Annotated in this window: 14 protein-coding genes and 1 pseudogene; 9 read left to right on the forward strand and 6 right to left on the reverse strand. The window is 73.3% G+C overall.

Annotated elements, in window-relative coordinates; translation table 11 throughout:
• Both ACM9LD_RS23380 and ACM9LD_RS23385 read right to left on the reverse strand, forming a co-directional pair.
• The coding region (locus ACM9LD_RS23380; RefSeq protein WP_415678917.1) for a 2-oxoglutarate dehydrogenase E1 subunit family protein at window positions 1–336 on the reverse strand (336 nt) is incomplete at its 3' end.
• Between the two features lie 137 nt (window positions 337–473).
• Entirely contained in the window at window positions 474–1253 is a 780-nt protein-coding gene (locus ACM9LD_RS23385; RefSeq protein ID WP_415678918.1) for a hypothetical protein, read from the reverse strand.
• A 118-nt stretch (window positions 1254–1371) separates the two neighbouring features.
• Between ACM9LD_RS23385 and ACM9LD_RS23390 the strand changes: the two genes are divergently transcribed.
• From ACM9LD_RS23390 to ACM9LD_RS23425, 8 genes are all read left to right on the forward strand, one after another.
• On the forward strand, window positions 1372–1821 hold the full coding sequence (locus ACM9LD_RS23390) for an acyl-CoA thioesterase (RefSeq protein ID WP_415678919.1): 450 nt from the start codon (window positions 1372–1374) through the stop codon (window positions 1819–1821).
• Between the two features lie 10 nt (window positions 1822–1831).
• Complete coding sequence (locus ACM9LD_RS23395) at window positions 1832–2455, forward strand: GNAT family N-acetyltransferase (RefSeq protein ID WP_415678920.1); 624 nt, start codon at window positions 1832–1834, stop codon at window positions 2453–2455.
• A gap of 2 nt (window positions 2456–2457) precedes the next feature.
• Window positions 2458–5334 carry a DEAD/DEAH box helicase gene (locus ACM9LD_RS23400; protein WP_415678921.1) on the forward strand — a complete coding sequence of 959 codons (2877 nt, stop codon included), beginning with the start codon at window positions 2458–2460 and terminating at the stop codon, window positions 5332–5334.
• A gap of 43 nt (window positions 5335–5377) precedes the next feature.
• The gene (locus ACM9LD_RS23405) at window positions 5378–6127 is read left to right on the forward strand and encodes a hypothetical protein (protein ID WP_415678922.1); all 750 of its coding nucleotides are present in this window, start codon (window positions 5378–5380) and stop codon (window positions 6125–6127) included.
• 57 nt (window positions 6128–6184) lie between these two features.
• Complete coding sequence (locus tag ACM9LD_RS23410; RefSeq protein ID WP_415678923.1) at window positions 6185–6382, forward strand: hypothetical protein; 198 nt, start codon at window positions 6185–6187, stop codon at window positions 6380–6382.
• Window positions 6379–6696, forward strand: coding sequence for a type II toxin-antitoxin system PemK/MazF family toxin (locus ACM9LD_RS23415; RefSeq protein ID WP_415678924.1), 318 nt, complete (start codon window positions 6379–6381; stop codon window positions 6694–6696). The genes ACM9LD_RS23410 and ACM9LD_RS23415 overlap by 4 nt, the downstream gene beginning before the upstream one ends.
• A gap of 107 nt (window positions 6697–6803) precedes the next feature.
• Window positions 6804–7940, forward strand: a complete 1137-nt coding sequence (locus ACM9LD_RS23420) for a metallophosphoesterase family protein (RefSeq protein WP_415678925.1) — start codon at window positions 6804–6806, stop codon at window positions 7938–7940.
• Window positions 7937–10570 carry an AAA family ATPase gene (locus tag ACM9LD_RS23425; RefSeq protein WP_415678926.1) on the forward strand — a complete coding sequence of 878 codons (2634 nt, stop codon included), beginning with the start codon at window positions 7937–7939 and terminating at the stop codon, window positions 10568–10570. Before ACM9LD_RS23420 ends, ACM9LD_RS23425 begins: the two co-directional genes overlap by 4 nt.
• Here ACM9LD_RS23425 and ACM9LD_RS23430 read toward each other — a convergent pair.
• The 3 genes and pseudogenes from ACM9LD_RS23430 to ACM9LD_RS23440 all read right to left on the reverse strand — a co-directional run bounded on the left by ACM9LD_RS23430 (window position 10567) and on the right by ACM9LD_RS23440 (window position 13820).
• Window positions 10567–12090, reverse strand: a complete 1524-nt coding sequence (locus tag ACM9LD_RS23430) for an acyl-CoA synthetase (protein ID WP_415678927.1) — start codon at window positions 12088–12090, stop codon at window positions 10567–10569. The two genes, ACM9LD_RS23425 and ACM9LD_RS23430, sit on opposite strands and share 4 nt — an antisense overlap.
• A gap of 114 nt (window positions 12091–12204) precedes the next feature.
• Window positions 12205–12681 carry an SRPBCC family protein gene (locus ACM9LD_RS23435; RefSeq protein WP_415678928.1) on the reverse strand — a complete coding sequence of 159 codons (477 nt, stop codon included), beginning with the start codon at window positions 12679–12681 and terminating at the stop codon, window positions 12205–12207.
• A gap of 18 nt (window positions 12682–12699) precedes the next feature.
• Window positions 12700–13820 (reverse strand): annotated as a pseudogene (locus ACM9LD_RS23440) (MFS transporter).
• 106 nt (window positions 13821–13926) lie between these two features.
• On the opposite strand from ACM9LD_RS23440, the gene ACM9LD_RS23445 reads away from it, so the two are divergent.
• Complete coding sequence (locus ACM9LD_RS23445) at window positions 13927–16386, forward strand: HAD-IC family P-type ATPase (protein ID WP_415678929.1); 2460 nt, start codon at window positions 13927–13929, stop codon at window positions 16384–16386.
• 4 nt (window positions 16387–16390) lie between these two features.
• On the opposite strand, the gene ACM9LD_RS23450 is transcribed toward ACM9LD_RS23445, so the two are convergent.
• Entirely contained in the window at window positions 16391–16846 is a 456-nt protein-coding gene (locus tag ACM9LD_RS23450) for a hypothetical protein (protein WP_415678930.1), read from the reverse strand.
• Window positions 16847–16921: the final 75 nt, after the last annotated feature.

A 16921-nucleotide genomic window follows, 5' to 3' on the forward strand; every position in this document is an offset into this window, starting at 1 on the left:
CTTGGGCGCCGGGGCGGGCTTCGCGGGCGACGACGGTGCCGGGGTCACCGGGGTGGACGGCGCCGGGGTCAGCGTCGTGTCGGCCGTCTTCGGGGCCTTCGCGGCCGGCGCGGCGGCGGGCTGCGCGGGCGCGGCGGGTGCCGCCGCAGCGGGGGCGGCCGCAGGGGCCGCACCGTTACTCGCCGCGTTGCCACCCTCCGCAGCTCCCGGGGTGTACTTCGAGAGGAATTCGTGCCAGCTCGGGTCGACCGAATTAGGGTCGGCCTTGAACCGCTCGTACATCTCCTCGACCAGCCACTCGTTTTGGCCGAAATCCGATACAGAACTGCTGCTCACGGCAGGTCCTCGCCTCGATTCATCATCGTCGTATCAAGCGCGCGCCGCCCTGGATCGCAGAGGGCGCAGGTCCGCGCGGTCCAGGGTAGTCCACCACGGAAAACCTGTGACGGTTACTCCCGTTCCGCGGCTCGGGGTCACTCGGTGCCGGGGCCCGGCAGTCCGGGGACGGAACCGTCGGTCGCGGAGCCCTCGACCACCCGCAGGTGGGCGGTGGGCCACGTGGTGGGGACGGGACCGAAGGCCGCCCGGGAGTTCTTGATCACGCCCTTGCCCAGGACGCGGTTGCCGCCGGCGCCCACCACGGCGCCGATCCCCGCGGGGAGCAGCTTGCCGAGGATCAGCGGCGACTTCTTCGCCAGGAACCGGCGGCTGAACATCTTCATCAGCTGCTTGTTCATGCTGCCCAGACCGGGGATCTGGGTGGGATTCTTCTTGAGGTTCATCAGCGACGCGTTCTTGGCGCCGACGGTCGCGCGCAGCGCACCGAGCCCGGCCTCGCCGAGCACCGCGGTGAGCACCAGGGCCTTCCGCAGCTCACGGTCCTCGGGGGAGATGCCGTACACCTCGGCGACGGCCAGGGCGTACAGGGCCGAGGCCTCCATGAACACCACGGTCTCGGCGCCGACGGTGCCGATCGCGGCCAGGGTGCCGACGCCGGGGACGGCCGCGGTCGCGCCGGCCGCGCCGCCCGTGCCGGTCACGGTGAGCAGGTAGCGCTTCTCCAGGCGGGCGATGATCTGCGCGGGCGACTCGTCCGGGTGGTCGGCGCGCAGGCCCGCGACGTACTTCGCGACGGCGGGCGCCTGCAGGCGCGCGGCGCGGTCGATGACGGAGCCCAGGACGCCCCCGCCGCCGTGCTGGACGGCGGGCAGGTCGGGCTGATCGGGCTGGATGCGCGCGGGCTTGTTCGCCATGGTGTCCTCCGTGGGATGCGATCCTGGTGACCTTTCACCCCATCTAACCCCCGACGGCCCCCGGAAAGTTCCCGACCGGCGCACCTCGCCGTGCCCCGCCCGCGTACCGTCGGAGACCGTGCCGAGCATCGACGAACAGCCGTACACCCTGGTCATCCCCACGCGCTGGAAGGACAACGACGTGTACGGGCACGTCAACAACGTCGTCTACTACAGCTTCTTCGACACGGTGATCAACACCTTCCTCATCCGCGAGGGCGGGCTCGACATCCACGACGGCCCCGTGATCGGCCTGTGTGTGGAATCTCACTGCCGTTACGACGCCCCGTTGGCCTTCCCCGAGCCGGTCACCGCCGGGCTCGCGGTCACCAAGCTGGGCCGGTCCAGCGTCACCTACGCCGTCACCCTGTTCGACGGTGCCGGCGACCCGCCCGGTACGGAGGCGCGGCCCGCCGCGGTGGGCTGGTTCGTGCACGTCTTCGTCGACCGGGAGACCCGCCGCCCCGCCGGGATCCCCGACGGGATCCGCGCCGCGCTGGAACGCCTGCTCGTCAGTGCCCCGCAGTAGCCTGCGAGCCATGGCCTTCCGCACCCCGCTGGCGCCCGTCACCCTGACGGGGCACCTCGTCACGCTCGTCCCGCTGGCGCACGACCAGCACGACGGCCTCCTCGAGGCGCTCGAGGACGGGCAACTCTGGGACCGCTGGTACACCTCCGTGCCCGCCCCGTCGGGCCTGCGCGCCGAGATCGACCGCCGCCTGGACCTGCAGGAGAAGGGCGAGATGATCCCATTCACCGCGATCGACGCGGCGGGCCGGGTGCTCGGCATGACCACGTACTACGACGTCGACCCGACGGTCCCGCGGATGGAGATCGGCTACACCTGGAACCGCGCCTCCGCGCACGGCACCGGCACCAACGCCGAATCCAAGCTGCTCCTGCTCCGGCACGCCTTCGACGTGCTCGGCTGCGAGTGCATCGGCCTGCGCACCCAGTGGGTCAACACCCAGTCGCGCGAGGCCATCGCCCGGCTCGGTGCCAAGCAGGACGGCGTGCTGCGCAGCTACAAGCGGTACCGCAACGGCGCACTGCAGGACGCGGTCCTCTTCTCGATCCTCCGGCACGAGTGGCCGACGGTGGACGCGCACCTGCGGCACCGTCTGCGCCACCGGCACGAGGCCTACCGCTCCGCCCCGGAGTAGGCGTGCCCCGCCCCCAGGCCGCGGCGCACGGGCTGTGGCGCCCGGGCCTCGGGCTCGCGCTGTGGTTCACCGACGAGGTCGGCGAGCCGACCGCCGACCCCGACGTCGCGGCGCTGCCCGCGCCGATCGCCGAGGTGCTGGGCGACCGCCGCCCCCGCCGGTCGGTGTCCCTCGCCGGGCCGCAGGGCCGGCTCGTCGCCCCCGCCCTCACCCTCGGACCGGAGCGCGCGGCCGCGCTGCTCGACGCGCTCGCCCCGTCCGACGGTGCCGGCGACCTGCGGTACCTGCGGTGGGCGGCGAAGTCCGTCGAGCGGTTCGTCGCCGCCGGGGCCGCGACGCCCGCGCTCCGGAACGACGACGGCGAGTGGATCGTGCGCTGGGCGCCCGTCGAGTCGGTGCAGTGGCGCACGTGGGTGCAGACCGCGGCGGCCGCGATGCCGCCCGTGCTGCGCCGCACCGGCGACCTCGCGGCGATCCTCGACATGGCCGCGGAACTCGCCGACCGGTACGCGCGCCTGCGCCTCGGCGACGGGCCGTGGTCCTGGGTCGCGGCGCCGTCGCTGCGCGCCCTGGTCGACGGTGAGCCCCTCCCCGCCCGGTCCGTCGCCGACGCCGGGGCGGCCGCCTCGTGGACCGAGTGGGCGGGCAGCGTCCGCTCCGCCGAGACCCTGCTGGTGCTGCGCCTCGTCGAGCCCGACGGCCGCAGCATCGGCGAGAACCCGCTCGCGCCGCGGAGCACGCCCGGCGCGACGCCGTGGCGGCTCGAGGTGTGCCGCCGCGTCCCCGGCGCCGCGCCCGTGCGGGCCGACCCGGCGCGGATGAGCCCCGTCGACCTGGACGATCTCGCCGGCGAGCTGGCCCGGGCCCTGGCCGTGTATCCGCCGCTCAAGCGGGTCGCGCAGGACGATTCCTCGCTGGACTTCCTGCTCACCACCGAGGAGGCGGAGGCGCTCTTCCTCGAGGGAGCGCCCGGGCTGACCAAGGCCGGATACGAGGTGCTGCTGCCCGCCTCGATCGCGACGGTCCGCCCCGCGCTCCGCCTCGTCGGCCGGGAGCAGCCCGGGCGCACGGCGCTCACGGTGCAGGCCGGCCTCGCCGAGATCAAGGACTTCGCCTGGCAACTCGCCGTCGGCGACACCGTGCTCACCGCGAGCGAGCTCGCCTCCCTGGCGAACTCGGCGTCCGGGCTGGTCGAGGTGCGCGGCAAATGGGTGCGCGCCGACCGTCGCACGCTGGCGCAGGCGGCGCGGTTCGTCGCCGAGCAGCGCTCGGCCGCCGAGTCCGGCACGGATCTGAGCGACCTGCTCGGCATGATCGCCGACCCCGCGGCCCTGCCGGCCCCGCTCGCCGCCGTCGACGGTCTCGGCTGGCTCGACTCCGTCTACCGCGGCGGCACCATCGCCCCGGCGGAGGTGACGGCACCGTCGACGCTCAAGGCCCAGTTGCGCGACTACCAGGTGCGCGGGCTGGAGTGGCTGGTCACGCTGTGGCACAGCGGCATCGGCGCCGTCCTGGCCGACGACATGGGCCTGGGCAAGACGATCCAGGTACTCGCGCTGCTCTGCCACGAACGCGAGGCCGGGGAGTCGGTCCGGCCGACGCTGCTCGTCTGCCCGATGTCCGTGGTCGGCAACTGGGTCGCGGAGGCGCAGCGCTTCACCCCGGGCCTGCGGGTGCACGTGCACCACGGCGCCGACCGGCCGACCGGCGAGGAGTTCGGCCGGGTCGCGGCCGCCTCCGACGTCGTGGTCACCACCTTCGCGCTCGCCGCCCGCGACCGGGAGCTGCTCGCGGGGCACCACTGGGGCCGCCTCGTGGTCGACGAGGCGCAGCACGTGAAGAACGTCAACACCGCCGCCGCGAAGGCGCTCCGGTCGATCCCCGCGGCGCACCGCGTAGCGCTCACCGGCACCCCGGTCGAGAACCGCCTCGAGGACCTGCGCGCCGTGATCGACCTGGTCAACCCCGGCCTGCTCGGCTCGGCCCGCACCTTCCGCAACCGTTACGCGCTGCCCATCGAGCGGGAGCAGGACAAGGCGGCCGTGCGCCGGCTCAACACGTTGACGTCGCCGTTCATCCTGCGGCGCGAGAAGACCGACCCGGCCATCGCCCCGGAGCTCCCCGAGAAGGCCGAGTTCACCGTGCGCGCCTCGCTCACGCCCGAGCAGGCGGGGCTCTACCAGGCGACGCTGAACCGGCTGGTGGAGGAGCTGCGCGAGTCGCAGGGCATGGGCCGGCGCGGCCTCGTCCTGGCGTCCCTGACCCGCCTCAAGCAGATCTGCAACCACCCCGCGCACTACCTCGGCGACGGCTCGCCGCTGCTGCGCCGCGGGCAGCACCGCTCGGGCAAGGTCGAGCTGCTCGCCGACATCCTCACCACCGTCGCCGACGAGGGCGAGCGGGCGCTGGTCTTCACCCAGTACGCCGAGTTCGCGCGCATGCTGCAGCCCTGGCTCTCGGGCCTGCTCGGCGCCGAGGTCCCCGTGCTCGACGGTGCCGTGCCCCGCGCCGAGCGCGACGCGATGGTGGCGCGGTTCCAGTCCGGCGACGGCGCCCCCGCCCTCGTCGCGACGGTGCAGTCCGGCGGCACGGGCCTCAACCTCACCGCCGCGAATCACGTGATCCACGTGGACCGCTGGTGGAACCCGGCGGTTGAGAACCAGGCCACCGACCGCGCCTTCCGCATCGGCCAGACCCGGGCGGTCCAGGTCCGCAAGTTCGTCTGCGCGGGGACGCTGGAGGAGCGGATCGACGGCGTGATCGCGGCCAAGAAGGAGCTCTCGTCGATGACGGTGCAGACGGGCGAGGCGTGGCTGACGGAGCTGAACAACGACGAGCTCTACGAGCTGGTCGCCCTGCGCGACGAGGCGGTGGTCTGAGATGGCGCGATCGCCGAGAAAGGCCCGCGACACCGCGCGGCCCATGGGTGCGACGTGGTTCAGCCGGCGGCTCATCCAGCAGCGCGAGGAGGTCACGGAGCGGCGCAAGGTCCAGTACGCGCGGCGGCTCTACCAGGAGCACCAGGTGTACTCGCTGGCCGTGGTGCCCGCGTCGATCACCGCGACGGTGCAGGGCAGCCAGCTGGACCCCTTCGGCGTCGCGCTCGCCCGGATGCCCGGCGACGCGGCCGCCGTGATCTCCCTGCTCGTGGCGCAGGGCGCGGCCGCGGAGCTCCTCGGCGTCACCCGCGGCGAGCTGGGGCGCACGCTGGGGGAGCTGGTGCTGCCGGAGACGGCGTCCGACGTGATCGTCGACTGCGCGTGCCCCGACGAGTCCGGCGCCTGCGTGCACGCGCTCGCCCTGACCTACGAGTTCTGTGCGGCGGCCGACGGCGACCCGTCGCTGGTCCTCGACTTCGCGGGCGTCCCCCTCGCCGGGTTGCTGGCCCGCGTCAGCACGTCCGAGCCGTCGGGGGCACCGTCGAGTGCGGAGGCCGACGGTGCCCGCGGCGACTGGGATCCCGACGCCTGGGACGCCGGCGCCGCGGCCTTCTACGGGGAGGGCTACGACCTGCCGCCGCTGCCCGAGCCATCCCCGATCGACGCCATGACCCTGCTCGACCCGGCGCTGCTGCGCACGGCGCTGCGCCGCACGGGCACGAAGCCCGCCGACGTCGCCGAGGCCCAGGACGAGCTCGCCGAGCTCTACGACCGCCTCCGCGACCCGCGCTGACCCCGTAGTGCGTTAACAATTGCTTGACCGCTGTGCAACGCGGCGTAGGCTGGAGGTATGACGACCATCGGCTTCCGCCCCACCGAGGACGACGAGCAGATCATCAACGCGGCGATGCGGGACGGGGAGCGCAAGAGTGACGTCATTCGGAGAGCGCTTCGCCTTCTGGAGCGCGAGGTCTGGATCGCTCGGGCGCGCGAGGACGCCGAGCGGTTGGCCGACGAGGATCTCTCCGCGGAGCCGGACGCCTGGTGATCCGCGGGGCGGTGTACAAAGTCGATCTCGGTGAGGCCCGGCGCGGGCATGAGCAGCGCGGACGTCGGTACGGAGTCGTCGTCAGTCCGAGTTCGACGGCATGGAGCGTGGCGACAGTCGTGCCGACGTCGACGAGTGCGCGATCGGCGGTATTCCGTCCCGAACTGGATCTGATGGGGGTGCGGACGTTGTTCCTGGTCGACCAGATACGCACCGTCGATACCACGTACATCCACGGCGATCCCGTCGGTTACCTCGATGGAGACGAGATGGCGGAGATCGAGCACGCGATGACCCGCTACTTCGGCTTGTGACCTCCTGAACAGTTGAGGATGGCGCGAGGCGCACTTCCCGCGTCGGTGGCGGAACTTGTCGGTGGGGGTCACTACCCTGAGGGGCGACCTACGAGGGGGTGACGGACATGCGGTTTCTGCACACGGCGGATTGGCAGCTGGGGATGACCCGGCACTTCCTCGACGCGGACGCGCAGGCCCGGTTCACCGACGCCCGGCTCGACGCGATCTCCCGCCTCGGCGCCGTCGCGGCGGAGAGGGACGCGGAGTTCGTCGTCGTCTGCGGTGACGTCTTCGAGGACAACCGGCTCGCCCCCGCCGTCGTCGCCCGCAGCCTCGACCGGATCGCCGCGATCGGCTGCCCCGTCTACCTGCTGCCCGGCAACCACGATCCGCTCGACGCCGCCTCGATCTACACGTCCGAGGTCTTCCGGCGGCACCGCCCGGCCAACGTCGTGGTGCTCGAGAGCCCCGGCGTGCACGAGGTGCGCCCGGGCGTCGAGCTGCTGGCCGCGCCGTGGTTCTCCAAGCATCCCGCCGGGGATCCGCTCACCGAGGCCGTCGCCGCGGCCGCGCCGCCGGCCGCGGGCGTGATCCGCGTCGCCGTCGGGCACGGCGGCACCCTGCCCGTCGGTGCGCGGGATCAGCGCCTCATCGACGTCGCCGCCCTGTCGGAGCGGATCGCCGCGGGCGAGCTGCGCTACGTCGCCCTCGGGGATCGGCACTCGGTCACCGAGGTCGTCCCGGGCGTCTGGTACTCCGGCGCCCCCGAGGTCACCAACTTCGACCACAAGGAGACGGCGTCCGGTTCCGTCCTCGTCGTCGATGTTCCCGACGAGGGTCCGGCGCGCGTCGAGCCGGCGCGGGTGGGCACGTGGCGGTTCGCCTCCCGCGAGTTCTCGCTCACCGCCGAGCGCGACGTCGACGCGGCCGTCGGTGCGCTCGCCGCGCTGCCGGACAAGGACCGCACCGTGGTCAAGGTCGGCTTCACCGGCACCATCGGGCTCGCGGCGAAGGCCCGGCTGGACGCCGAGATCGAGGCCCTGCGGGCCCGATTCGCGGCCGTCGAGTTGTGGGAGCGCACGACCGATCTCGCGGTGCTCCCGGGCGAGGAGGAGCTGGACGCGCTCGAGCTCACCGGCCCGGCCTCGGACGCCGCGCAGGAGCTGCTCGGCGTCGCCCGCACCGGCGGGGAGCGCGCGGCCGATGCCTCCGGGGCGCTCGCGCTGCTCTACCGCCTCGCCCGGCAGGAGGTGGGCGCATGAGGGTGCACCGCTTGGCGGTCAAGGATTTCCGCGGCGTCGACGAGCGGGAGATCGTCTTCGCCGACACCGGCGTCACGCTGCTGCACGGCCCCAACGAGGCCGGCAAGTCGTCGATGGTCGAGGCCCTGCAGCTGCTGCTGGAGGTCAAGGCCACGTCGAAGTCGCAGCGTGTCGAGGCCGTGTGCCCTGCGCACCGCGACGCCGGCCCGTTCGTCGAGGCCGAGCTGACCGTCGGGCCGCACCGCTTCGTCTACGCCAAGCAGTACCACCGCCGCCCCGGCACCGTGCTCACGGTGCTCGAGCCCACGCCGCTGCAGCTCACGGGCGGCAGCGCGGAATCGTGGGTGGCGGAGCAGATGGCAGCGCACGTCGACGGCGACCTGCTCGCCGCGCTCACCGTGCTGCAGGGCCCCGGCCCCGGGCAGCCGTCCCTGCGCGACAGCGCCGCCTTCGCGAAGGCCCTGGACTCCGCGTCGGGCGGCGCGGGGGAGGACGAGCCGGGCGCCGAGCGGCTCGCCGAGGCCGTCGCCGCCGAACGCGCCCGCTACTTCACCCCGACCGGCCGCCCGACGGGAGAGCTCTCCGCCGCCCGCGCCCGCGATGCGGCGGCCCGCGCCGCGCTCGACGAGGCGGAGGCCGCGCTGCGCGAGGTCGACCGGGTCGTCGAGGAGCACGCCCTCGCCTCCGCGCGCCTGGGCGCGCTCGTGGACCGACGGTCCGCCGCCGCGGCGCAGTTGGAGGTCCTGGGCGCCGACCGGGAGCGGATCACCGCGCTCCAGTCGACGCTGGCGCAGGCGCGTGCCGCGCACGAGTCGGCGCTGCTGCGCGAGCAGCACGCGGGCGACGCCGCGAACCGCCGGCGCCGGCTCGTCGACAAGCAGGCCCTCGCCGTCGAGCGCACCGCGCAGGTGCGGGTGCAGCGCGACCGGGCGCTCGCCGATCGCGAGGCGCTCGCCGCGGAGGCGTCGTGGCTCGAGACCACGGTGCACGAGCTTTCGGCGGTGTCGGCGGACCGTCGGGAGCGGAAGTCGCAGGCGCAGTACGCCGTCGACTACGCCCGCGAGTCGGTGGGGTACCAGCGCATCGTGAAGCGGATCGAGCAGGCGCAGCTCCTCGGCAAGGACGTCGAGGACGCGCGGAACCGGCTGGCCGCCAACCCGCTCGACCGCCGTGCGCTGCAGACCATCGCGGTCGCCGAGCAGCGGTACGAGAAGGCACAGGCCCGGTTCTCCGCGCTCGCCGCCACCCTGACGCTCGAGCGGCTGGGCTTCTCCGACGTGCTCGTCGACGGCCGCAACATCGGCGAGGAGCCGGTCGAGGTCGTCGCGGGGAACGGCACCGTGATCGAGGTGCCCGGCGCCGTGCGGATCGAGGTCGTGCAGCGTGGCGAGAGCGCCGACGCCGCCGCCGAGGTGAAGGCCGCGCACACCGCCCTCCTCGCTGCGTGCCGCGACGCCGGCGCCGCGGACGTCGCCGAGGCCCGCGAGCTGAACGAGCAGCGAGAGGCCGTCGAGATCGAGCTGCAGGAGGCGCGGATCGCCCTCGCCCACGCCCTGGGCGACAACACCCTCGCGGAGCTGCGGCAGCTCGCGGAGGAGTCGGCGGAGCGGATCGTCGCGCTCGAGGCGGCGGTGGATCCGGAGCTGCTGGCAGTCGACCCGGAGCGGGCCAAGGCGAACCTCATGGACGCCACGCAGGCCGAGGTCGCCTCGCGCGGCGAGGAGCGGCGCACGCGCGAGCAGCTCGGGCAGAAGCAGCAGGAGCTGCACGCCGCCGACGTCGCGGCCCGCACGGCGGCCAACCGGCTGCAGGACTTCGATCACCAGGCGGCCGAGCTGACCGCCGAGCTGGAGCGCGCCCGCGCCGAATCCGCCGATGAGGCGCTGGGCGAGGCGGCCGACGCCGCCGTCGCCGCCCGGGAGGCCGCGGCGGCCCGCGTCGTCGAGCACGAGGCCGCGGCGCGCGAGGCCGACGTCGAGGGCTTCGCCGCCCGGCTCGCGGCCGCCCGCGCGCAGGACGAGCGGGCCCGCGCCGCGGAGGCCGCGGCGCGGGAGGAACTCGCCGGCCTGAACGGCCAGCTGCAGCTGTTCCAGGCCGACGGCCGCCGCGACCGGCTCGACGCGGCCGAGGCGGAGCACCTGCACGCCGAGCGCGGCCTCACGTCGGTGGAGGAGCGGGCCCGCGCCGCGGCGCTGCTGCACGACACCCTCACCGCGCACCGCGACGCCCGGCGCGCCCGCGTGCAGGCGCCGTACCAGCGAGCCCTGGAAGAGCTGGGCCGCACCGTCTTCGGCGATCCGCTCACCATCACCGTCGGCGACGACCTGACCATCGCGTCGCGCACCGTCGACGGGGTCACCGTGCCCTTCGACTCCCTGTCGGGCGGCGCGCAGGAGCAGCTGGGCGTGCTCAGTCGGCTCGCCTGCGCCCGCCTGGTCGACGGTGCCGACGGCGCACCCGTCATCTTCGACGACGCCCTCGGCCACAGCGACCCCATCCGCCTGGGAGCGATGGCCGACGCCCTGGTCGAGGCGGGTCGCTCCGCCCAGGTGATCGTCTTCAGCTGCGTCCCCGGCCGCTTCGACGCCCTCCGCGACCGCGACGGCGTGACCGAGGTGGCGCTCGGTTAGACCTGCTCGCGCAGCTTGAACTTGAGGACCTTGCCCGCGGGATTGCGGGGCAGGGCGTCCACGAGGTGCAGCGCCAGCGGCAGCTTGTACGGCGCGAGGGACTCCTTCGCGAAGTCGCGGACCTCTTCCAGCGTCAGCGAGGTCTCGGGCTTGAGCGCGACGATCGCGGTCACGGCCTCGCCCCACTTCTCGTGCGGCGTACCGATGATCGCCACCTCCGCGATCGACGGGTGGCGGTACAGCACCGACTCGACCTCGGCGGGGTAGACGTTCTCGCCGCCCGAGATCACCATGTCCTTGACCCGGTCGACGACGGTGACGTAGCCGTCCTCGTCCTGCTCGCCCACGTCGCCGGTGTGGAACCAGCCGTCGGCGTCGATCGCGGCGCCGGTGGCATCGGGGTTCTGCCAGTAGCCGGGCGTGACCTGCGGGCCGCGCACGCAGACCTCGCCGCGCTCCCCGGCCGGGGCCGGCGCACCGTCGGGCCCGAGCAGCGCGACCTCGGAGAGCGGAAGGACGTGGTGGCCGGCGGCGCCGATCTTGCGCGCGGTGTCGTAGACGTCCATGACGAGGGCGAGCGGCGCCGTCTCGGTGAGCCCGTAGCCCTGGCAGAAGGGGATGCTGCGGCCGTTGTAGAGCGCGATGAGCGGTTCGGGGACCGGCGCGCCGCCGCAGGTGAACTGGCGGACGCTGGAGAGGTCGGTGGTCTCGAAGGCCGGCACCTGGCTCATGAACAGGAACATGGCGGGCACGCCGAACATCGTGGTGACGCGGTGCTTCTCGATGAGCTGCAGCGCGGCGGTGGGATCGAAGGCGGGGAGGATCACCAGCTGACCGCCCTTCTGCAGGGTGATCAGCGTGGTCACGTTGAGGCCACCGATGTGGAACATCGGCGCCGCGACGAGGCTGATGTCGGTCGACATGGTGTCGAGGCTCAGCAGCGCGTTCATGTTGTTCCAGAACATGTTTCCGTGCGTGAGGATCGCGCCCTTGGGGCGGCCCGTGGTTCCCGAGGTGTACATGATGAGGGCGAGGTCGTCCTCCGCCGGCGACTGCGGTTCCGCGATCGGCGCGCGGTCCGCGAGGAGGGCGTCGAGTTGCTCCCAGCCGTCCACGGGCTCCAGCGCGATCGCGCGCGTGACGCCCGACGAGGCCCGCACCGGCTCCACCACGGCGGCGCGATCGGCGTCGGCCACCAGGGTGTGCACGCCCGCGTCCGTGAGGATGTACTCCAGCTCCGCCGAGGTCAGGCGGAAGTTCAGCGGCACGAACACGGCCCCGGCGCGGGACGCGGCGAACATCGTCGTGAGGAAGTCGGGATGGTTGAAGCCGACGTAGCCCACCCGATCGCCGGTCCCGACGCCCCCGGCCACCAGCTCGGCCGCTAGGCGATCGACCCGGTCGGCGAGCTCCCGGTAGCTCCACGTCGTGTCGCCGTAGGTGACGGCGGGGCGGTCCCCGCTGACGGCGGCGCGGCGCGCGATCCAGGATCCGAGGTCGACGGCGGGGCGAGCGGGCATGGTGTCTCCTTGTGGCAGCGGGCGCGGGCGAATGCGTGCATTCTGGCCGCCGCCGCGCCGGACCGGGGACGATTCGCCGGATTCTCAGCCCGACGGTGCCGCGCCGGCCCGTTCTCAGGCGTCGCCGGCGCCGGCGTTCTCGCTGCGGGCCTTGAGGGCCGCGAGGCCCTTCTCGAAGTCCTTGCCGACGAGTCGGTCCATCGGCACGATCCTGCCGAACAGCGATGCCAGCCCGCTGGTCTCGCCCGTCATGGTCCACGTGACGCGGACGCCCGCGCCCGCCGGGGCGATGTCGAAGCGCACGTGGTTGTGCGCCGGGAAGGGCTTGAGGAACTCGAGGTCCACGTCCACGGCGGCGTCCGGCTCCACCGCGGAGACGGTCATCCGGCCGGCCCCGGCTTTGCGGTTGCCCTTCCAGGCGTAGCTCGCGCCCGGCCCGCTCGACGGCCCGGTGTACTCGCGGTGCAGGTGCGGGTCGACGCCCTCCCAGGGCGACCACAGTCGCCACTCGTGGAGGTCGGCGATGAGCCCGTAGACGGTGGCGGCGGGCGCGGCGATCTCGGTGGATCGCGCGACGGTGAAGGCGGTCATGAGCGGAAGAATACGGCGCTAACGCAGGCGGAGCGCGGCGAGCGCGATCACGCCGAGCACGACGGTCAGTCCGGCGAGGCCCGCGGTGAGTCCGGCGGCCGCGGCGATGGCCCCGACCAGCAGCGGACCGCCCGCGTCGCCGAGCTCGCGGCCGATCTCGGCGGAGCCCATCGTCTGGCCCAGGTGCTCCTTCGGAGAGCTCTGCGCGAGGTGCGCGAAACCGAGCGGCGTCACCAGGCCCACGCCGGTGCCGATGGCGATCGCGGAGACCACGATCCCGGCGGGGCCGGGGATCGCGACGGCGAGCAGGCCGAGCGCGGCGAGGGCCAGGCCCGAGGCGATGCCGGCACCGTCGGACAGCCGGCCCGCGTCCCGCGCCCGACCCGCCCGCGGCTGGATCAGGGAGGCGGTGAGCGCGAGCACCGAGACCACGGCGCCGGTGAACAGCGGACCCATGCCGTGCTCCGCGCCGGCGACCGGTAGGAAGCCCACCCCGACCGCGAGCACGCCGGTGGAGCCCGCGAGCGCGGCCGTGGGGAGCAGGAACGACCGCGAGCCGAGGCGGCGCGCGAGGTCGATGACGGTCTGCCGCTGTCGGGGCAACGGTTCGAGCACCGGTACCGCGGCCACCGCCCAGGCCGCGACGAGGGCCGCGACGCCGCCGAGCACGCCGAACAACAGGGTGTAGCCGCCGGCCCAGATGAGCGCGCCGCCGAGCACCGGGCCCAGGGTGTAGCCGAGGCCCTTCCAGGCGCCGTAGCTGCCGAAGGCGCGGCCCTGCGCGGTGTCCGGGGTGAGCCGGGGACCATCGCGCCGGCGGCGGGGGAGAAGGCGGCCGCCGCCGCGCCCTGCGCGAACCTCGCCAGTGCGAGCCACCCGGCGTCGCCCGCGAGCACGAAGGCCGCCGACGCGATCGCGAACGCCGCGAGGCCGCCGAGCAGCACGGGGCGGGGCCCGATCCGGTCGGCGAGCGTGCCGAAGACGGGCTTGAGCAGGACCTCCGCACCGTCGTAGAGCGCGAGCAGCAGCCCGAGGGTGAGGAGCTGCGAACCGACCGAGCCGGTGAGCCCGCCGAGGCTCGCGGCGATGCTGTGGGCGCCGAAGGCGGTGGTGAAGCCCGCGTCGTAGAGGGGATACAGGGCGCGGCTGTGCGTCGTCGCGGTCACGAGGGGAACCTAACAACACGCGGCGTCACGGGCGTCACCACAGGGCCGCGGGCGCGGGGGCATCATTAGACTCGCGATCATGACTGCTGCCCCCGACACGACCTCCGGCGTCCCCGCGTCCGGCCTCACCGCGGCGCAGGTCGCGGAGCGGGTGCGCGACGGCCGGGTCAACACGCTGCCCAACCGGTCGGGCAGGAGCACCTGGGACATCGTCCGCGCCAACGTCTTCACCCGCATCAACGCGATGCTCGGCGTGCTCTTCCTGCTGGTGCTGTTCACCGGCTCGCTCATCAACGGCCTGTTCGGCCTGCTCATCGTCTTCAACTCGGGCATCGGCATCATCCAGGAGCTGCGCGCCAAGAAGACCCTCGATTCGCTGGCCATCGTCGGGCAGGCGCACCCGGTGGTGCGGCGTGACGGTGTCGCCACCGAGGTGGGGCAGTCGGACGTCGTGCTCGACGACGTCATCGAGATCGGGCCCGGCGACCAGATCGTGGTCGACGGCGAGACGATCGAGTTCGAGGCCCTCGAGGTCGACGAGTCGCTGCTCACCGGCGAGGCCGATCCCGTCGACAAGCAGCTCGGCGACGAGATCTTCTCCGGCAGCTTCGTGGTCTCCGGCTCGGGGGCCTACCGCGCGACGAAGGTCGGCGCCGACGCCTACGCGGCGAAGCTCGCTGACGAGGCCAGCAAGTTCACCCTCGTCAACTCCGAGCTGCGCTCCGGGATCGACAAGATCCTGCAGGTGATTACCTGGCTGCTGGTCCCGGCCGGCGTGCTCACCGTGTTCAACCAGCTGGTGATCTCGAAACAGGAACTGAACCAGGCGATCCTGGGCATGGTCGCGGCGCTGGTGCCGATGGTCCCCGAGGGGCTCGTCCTGATGACCTCGATCGCCTTCGCGGTCGGCGTGGTGCGGCTTGGCCAGCGCAAGTGCCTCGTGCAGGAGCTGCCCGCGATCGAGGGCCTGGCCCGCGTGAACGTGGTGTGCGCCGACAAGACCGGCACGCTCACGGAGAACGGCATGCGCCTCTCCGAGCTCGACGTCCTCGACGGGGACCGCGCCGACATCGAGCGCGCGCTCGCCGCCGTCGCCGCGCTCGATCCGCGCCCCAACGCCAGCGTGCAGGCGATCGCCGAGGCCTACCCCGACGCGCCGGACTGGCGCGCCGCAGCCGTGGCGCCGTTCAGCTCCGCCAAGAAGTGGTCCGGGATCTCGCTCGCCGACGGTGTCGCGCCGCAGGGGAACTGGATCCTCGGCGCCGCCGACGTCCTCCTCGATCCCGAGTCCGACGGTGCGCGGCGCGCCACCGAGCTCGGCTCGACGGGGCTGCGGGTGCTGCTGGTGGCCTCCACCGACGTGCCGGTGGACACCGAGGTCGACGGGCTCGAGGCGCCGGGAAACCTGGTGCCGCGAGCCCTGATCGCGCTGGAGCAGCGGGTCCGCGTGGACGCCCGCGACACGCTCGACTTCTTCGACTCGCAGGGCGTCGCCGTGAAGGTGATCTCCGGCGACAACGCCGTCTCGGTGGGCGCGGTGGCGCACTCGCTGGGCCTCGGCTCGCCCGATTCGTCGGTCGACGCGCGGAAGCTGCCCTCCGACAACGACGAACTGGGCGAGGTGGTCACGGACAACGTGACCTTCGGCCGCGTGCGCCCCGACCAGAAGCGGGCGATGGTCAAGGCGCTGCAGTCGCGCGGCGACACCGTCGCCATGACCGGCGACGGCGTGAACGACGTGCTGGCGCTCAAGGACTCCGACATCGGCGTGGCGATGGGTTCCGGCAGCTCGGCCGCGCGGTCGGTCGCGCAGATCGTGCTGCTGGACAACAAGTTCGCCACCCTGCCCTACGTGGTGGGCGAGGGCCGGCGGGTGATCGGCAATATCGAGCGGGTCGCGAACCTCTTCCTCACCAAGACCGTGTACGCGGTGCTCCTGGCGTGGCTCGTCGGCCTGGCGGGGCTGGGCGCCAAGATCTTCGGGTTCGCGCCGATCTCGTACCCGTTCCAGCCGATCCACGTGACGATCGCGGCCTGGTTCACCATCGGTATTCCCGCCTTCGTCATGTCCCTGGCGCCCAACAACGAGCGGGCGAAGACCGGGTTCGTCGGGCGCGTGCTGCGGCTGGCGGCACCGTCGGGCGTGGGGATCGGCCTGGCGACGTTCCTGTGCTACCTCGTGGTCAACCCGGGCGGCTCCGGCGCGGCGCTGGGCGGGAAGGCCGCGACGCTGAGCGTCGAGCAGATCCAGGCCTCGACGGCGGCCCTCATCGCGCTGCTCGTCGGCTCACTGTGGGTCCTGGGGATCGTGGCTCGGCCGTACACCTGGTGGAAGATCCTGCTCGTGGGCGGCTCGGTCGCGTTCTACGTGGTGCTGTTCTCGATCCCGCTGGCGCAGGAGAAGTTCTTCCTCGACATCAGCGATCCCGCCATGGTGGGCACCGGCTTCGCCTTCGGCGGGTTGGCGATCGTCCTGGTCGAGCTCCTCCGCCGGGTGGCGCCGTCGGTCTTCCGCGCGGTCGCGCACCGTCGGGCCTGAAACCTCACTCCGGCAGCGGGGTTCCCCACCAGTGGACGCCGTTAGCGTCCCGGACGAGGTGATCAGCACGCGCCCCGAGGGGCTCGCCGATGCAGAAGGCGGCGGCGTCCCGGCCGACGGTCTCCGGATCGCCGACGGTGCCGTAGAGCGGTGAGATCGTCGCCTCCGTCGCGAATCCCAGCGTGACGGGGTGGTCCCACCAGCGGTAGACGACGTGGAAGAGGTCCCCGGTGGTGCCCGCATCGATCACTCCGACGCACCACGCCTCGGTGATGCTGCCGTCCCGCAGCGCCATCAGGCACCCGAGGAGCGCGGCCTCTTCGGGCGTGCGCGGCACGCCGCACTCTTCGATGAGTCTGTTGTGGCTGCGGGTCGTTCGCGGCAGCTCCGGGGAGTAGGTTACAGCGGCCTCGTCCGGGGCGAAGAAGTCCTCGTGGACCACGGAGCGGCGGATCACCATGTCTCGATCGTAGGCGGCGGGCGATCGGACTCACGGGCCGTCACGCTCGGGCCCGTCGCGAGCGGGGCGGTTCGG

The organism is Tsukamurella hominis (assembly GCF_965137015.1).
Taxonomy (GTDB): Bacteria; Actinomycetota; Actinomycetes; order Mycobacteriales; family Mycobacteriaceae; genus Tsukamurella; species Tsukamurella hominis.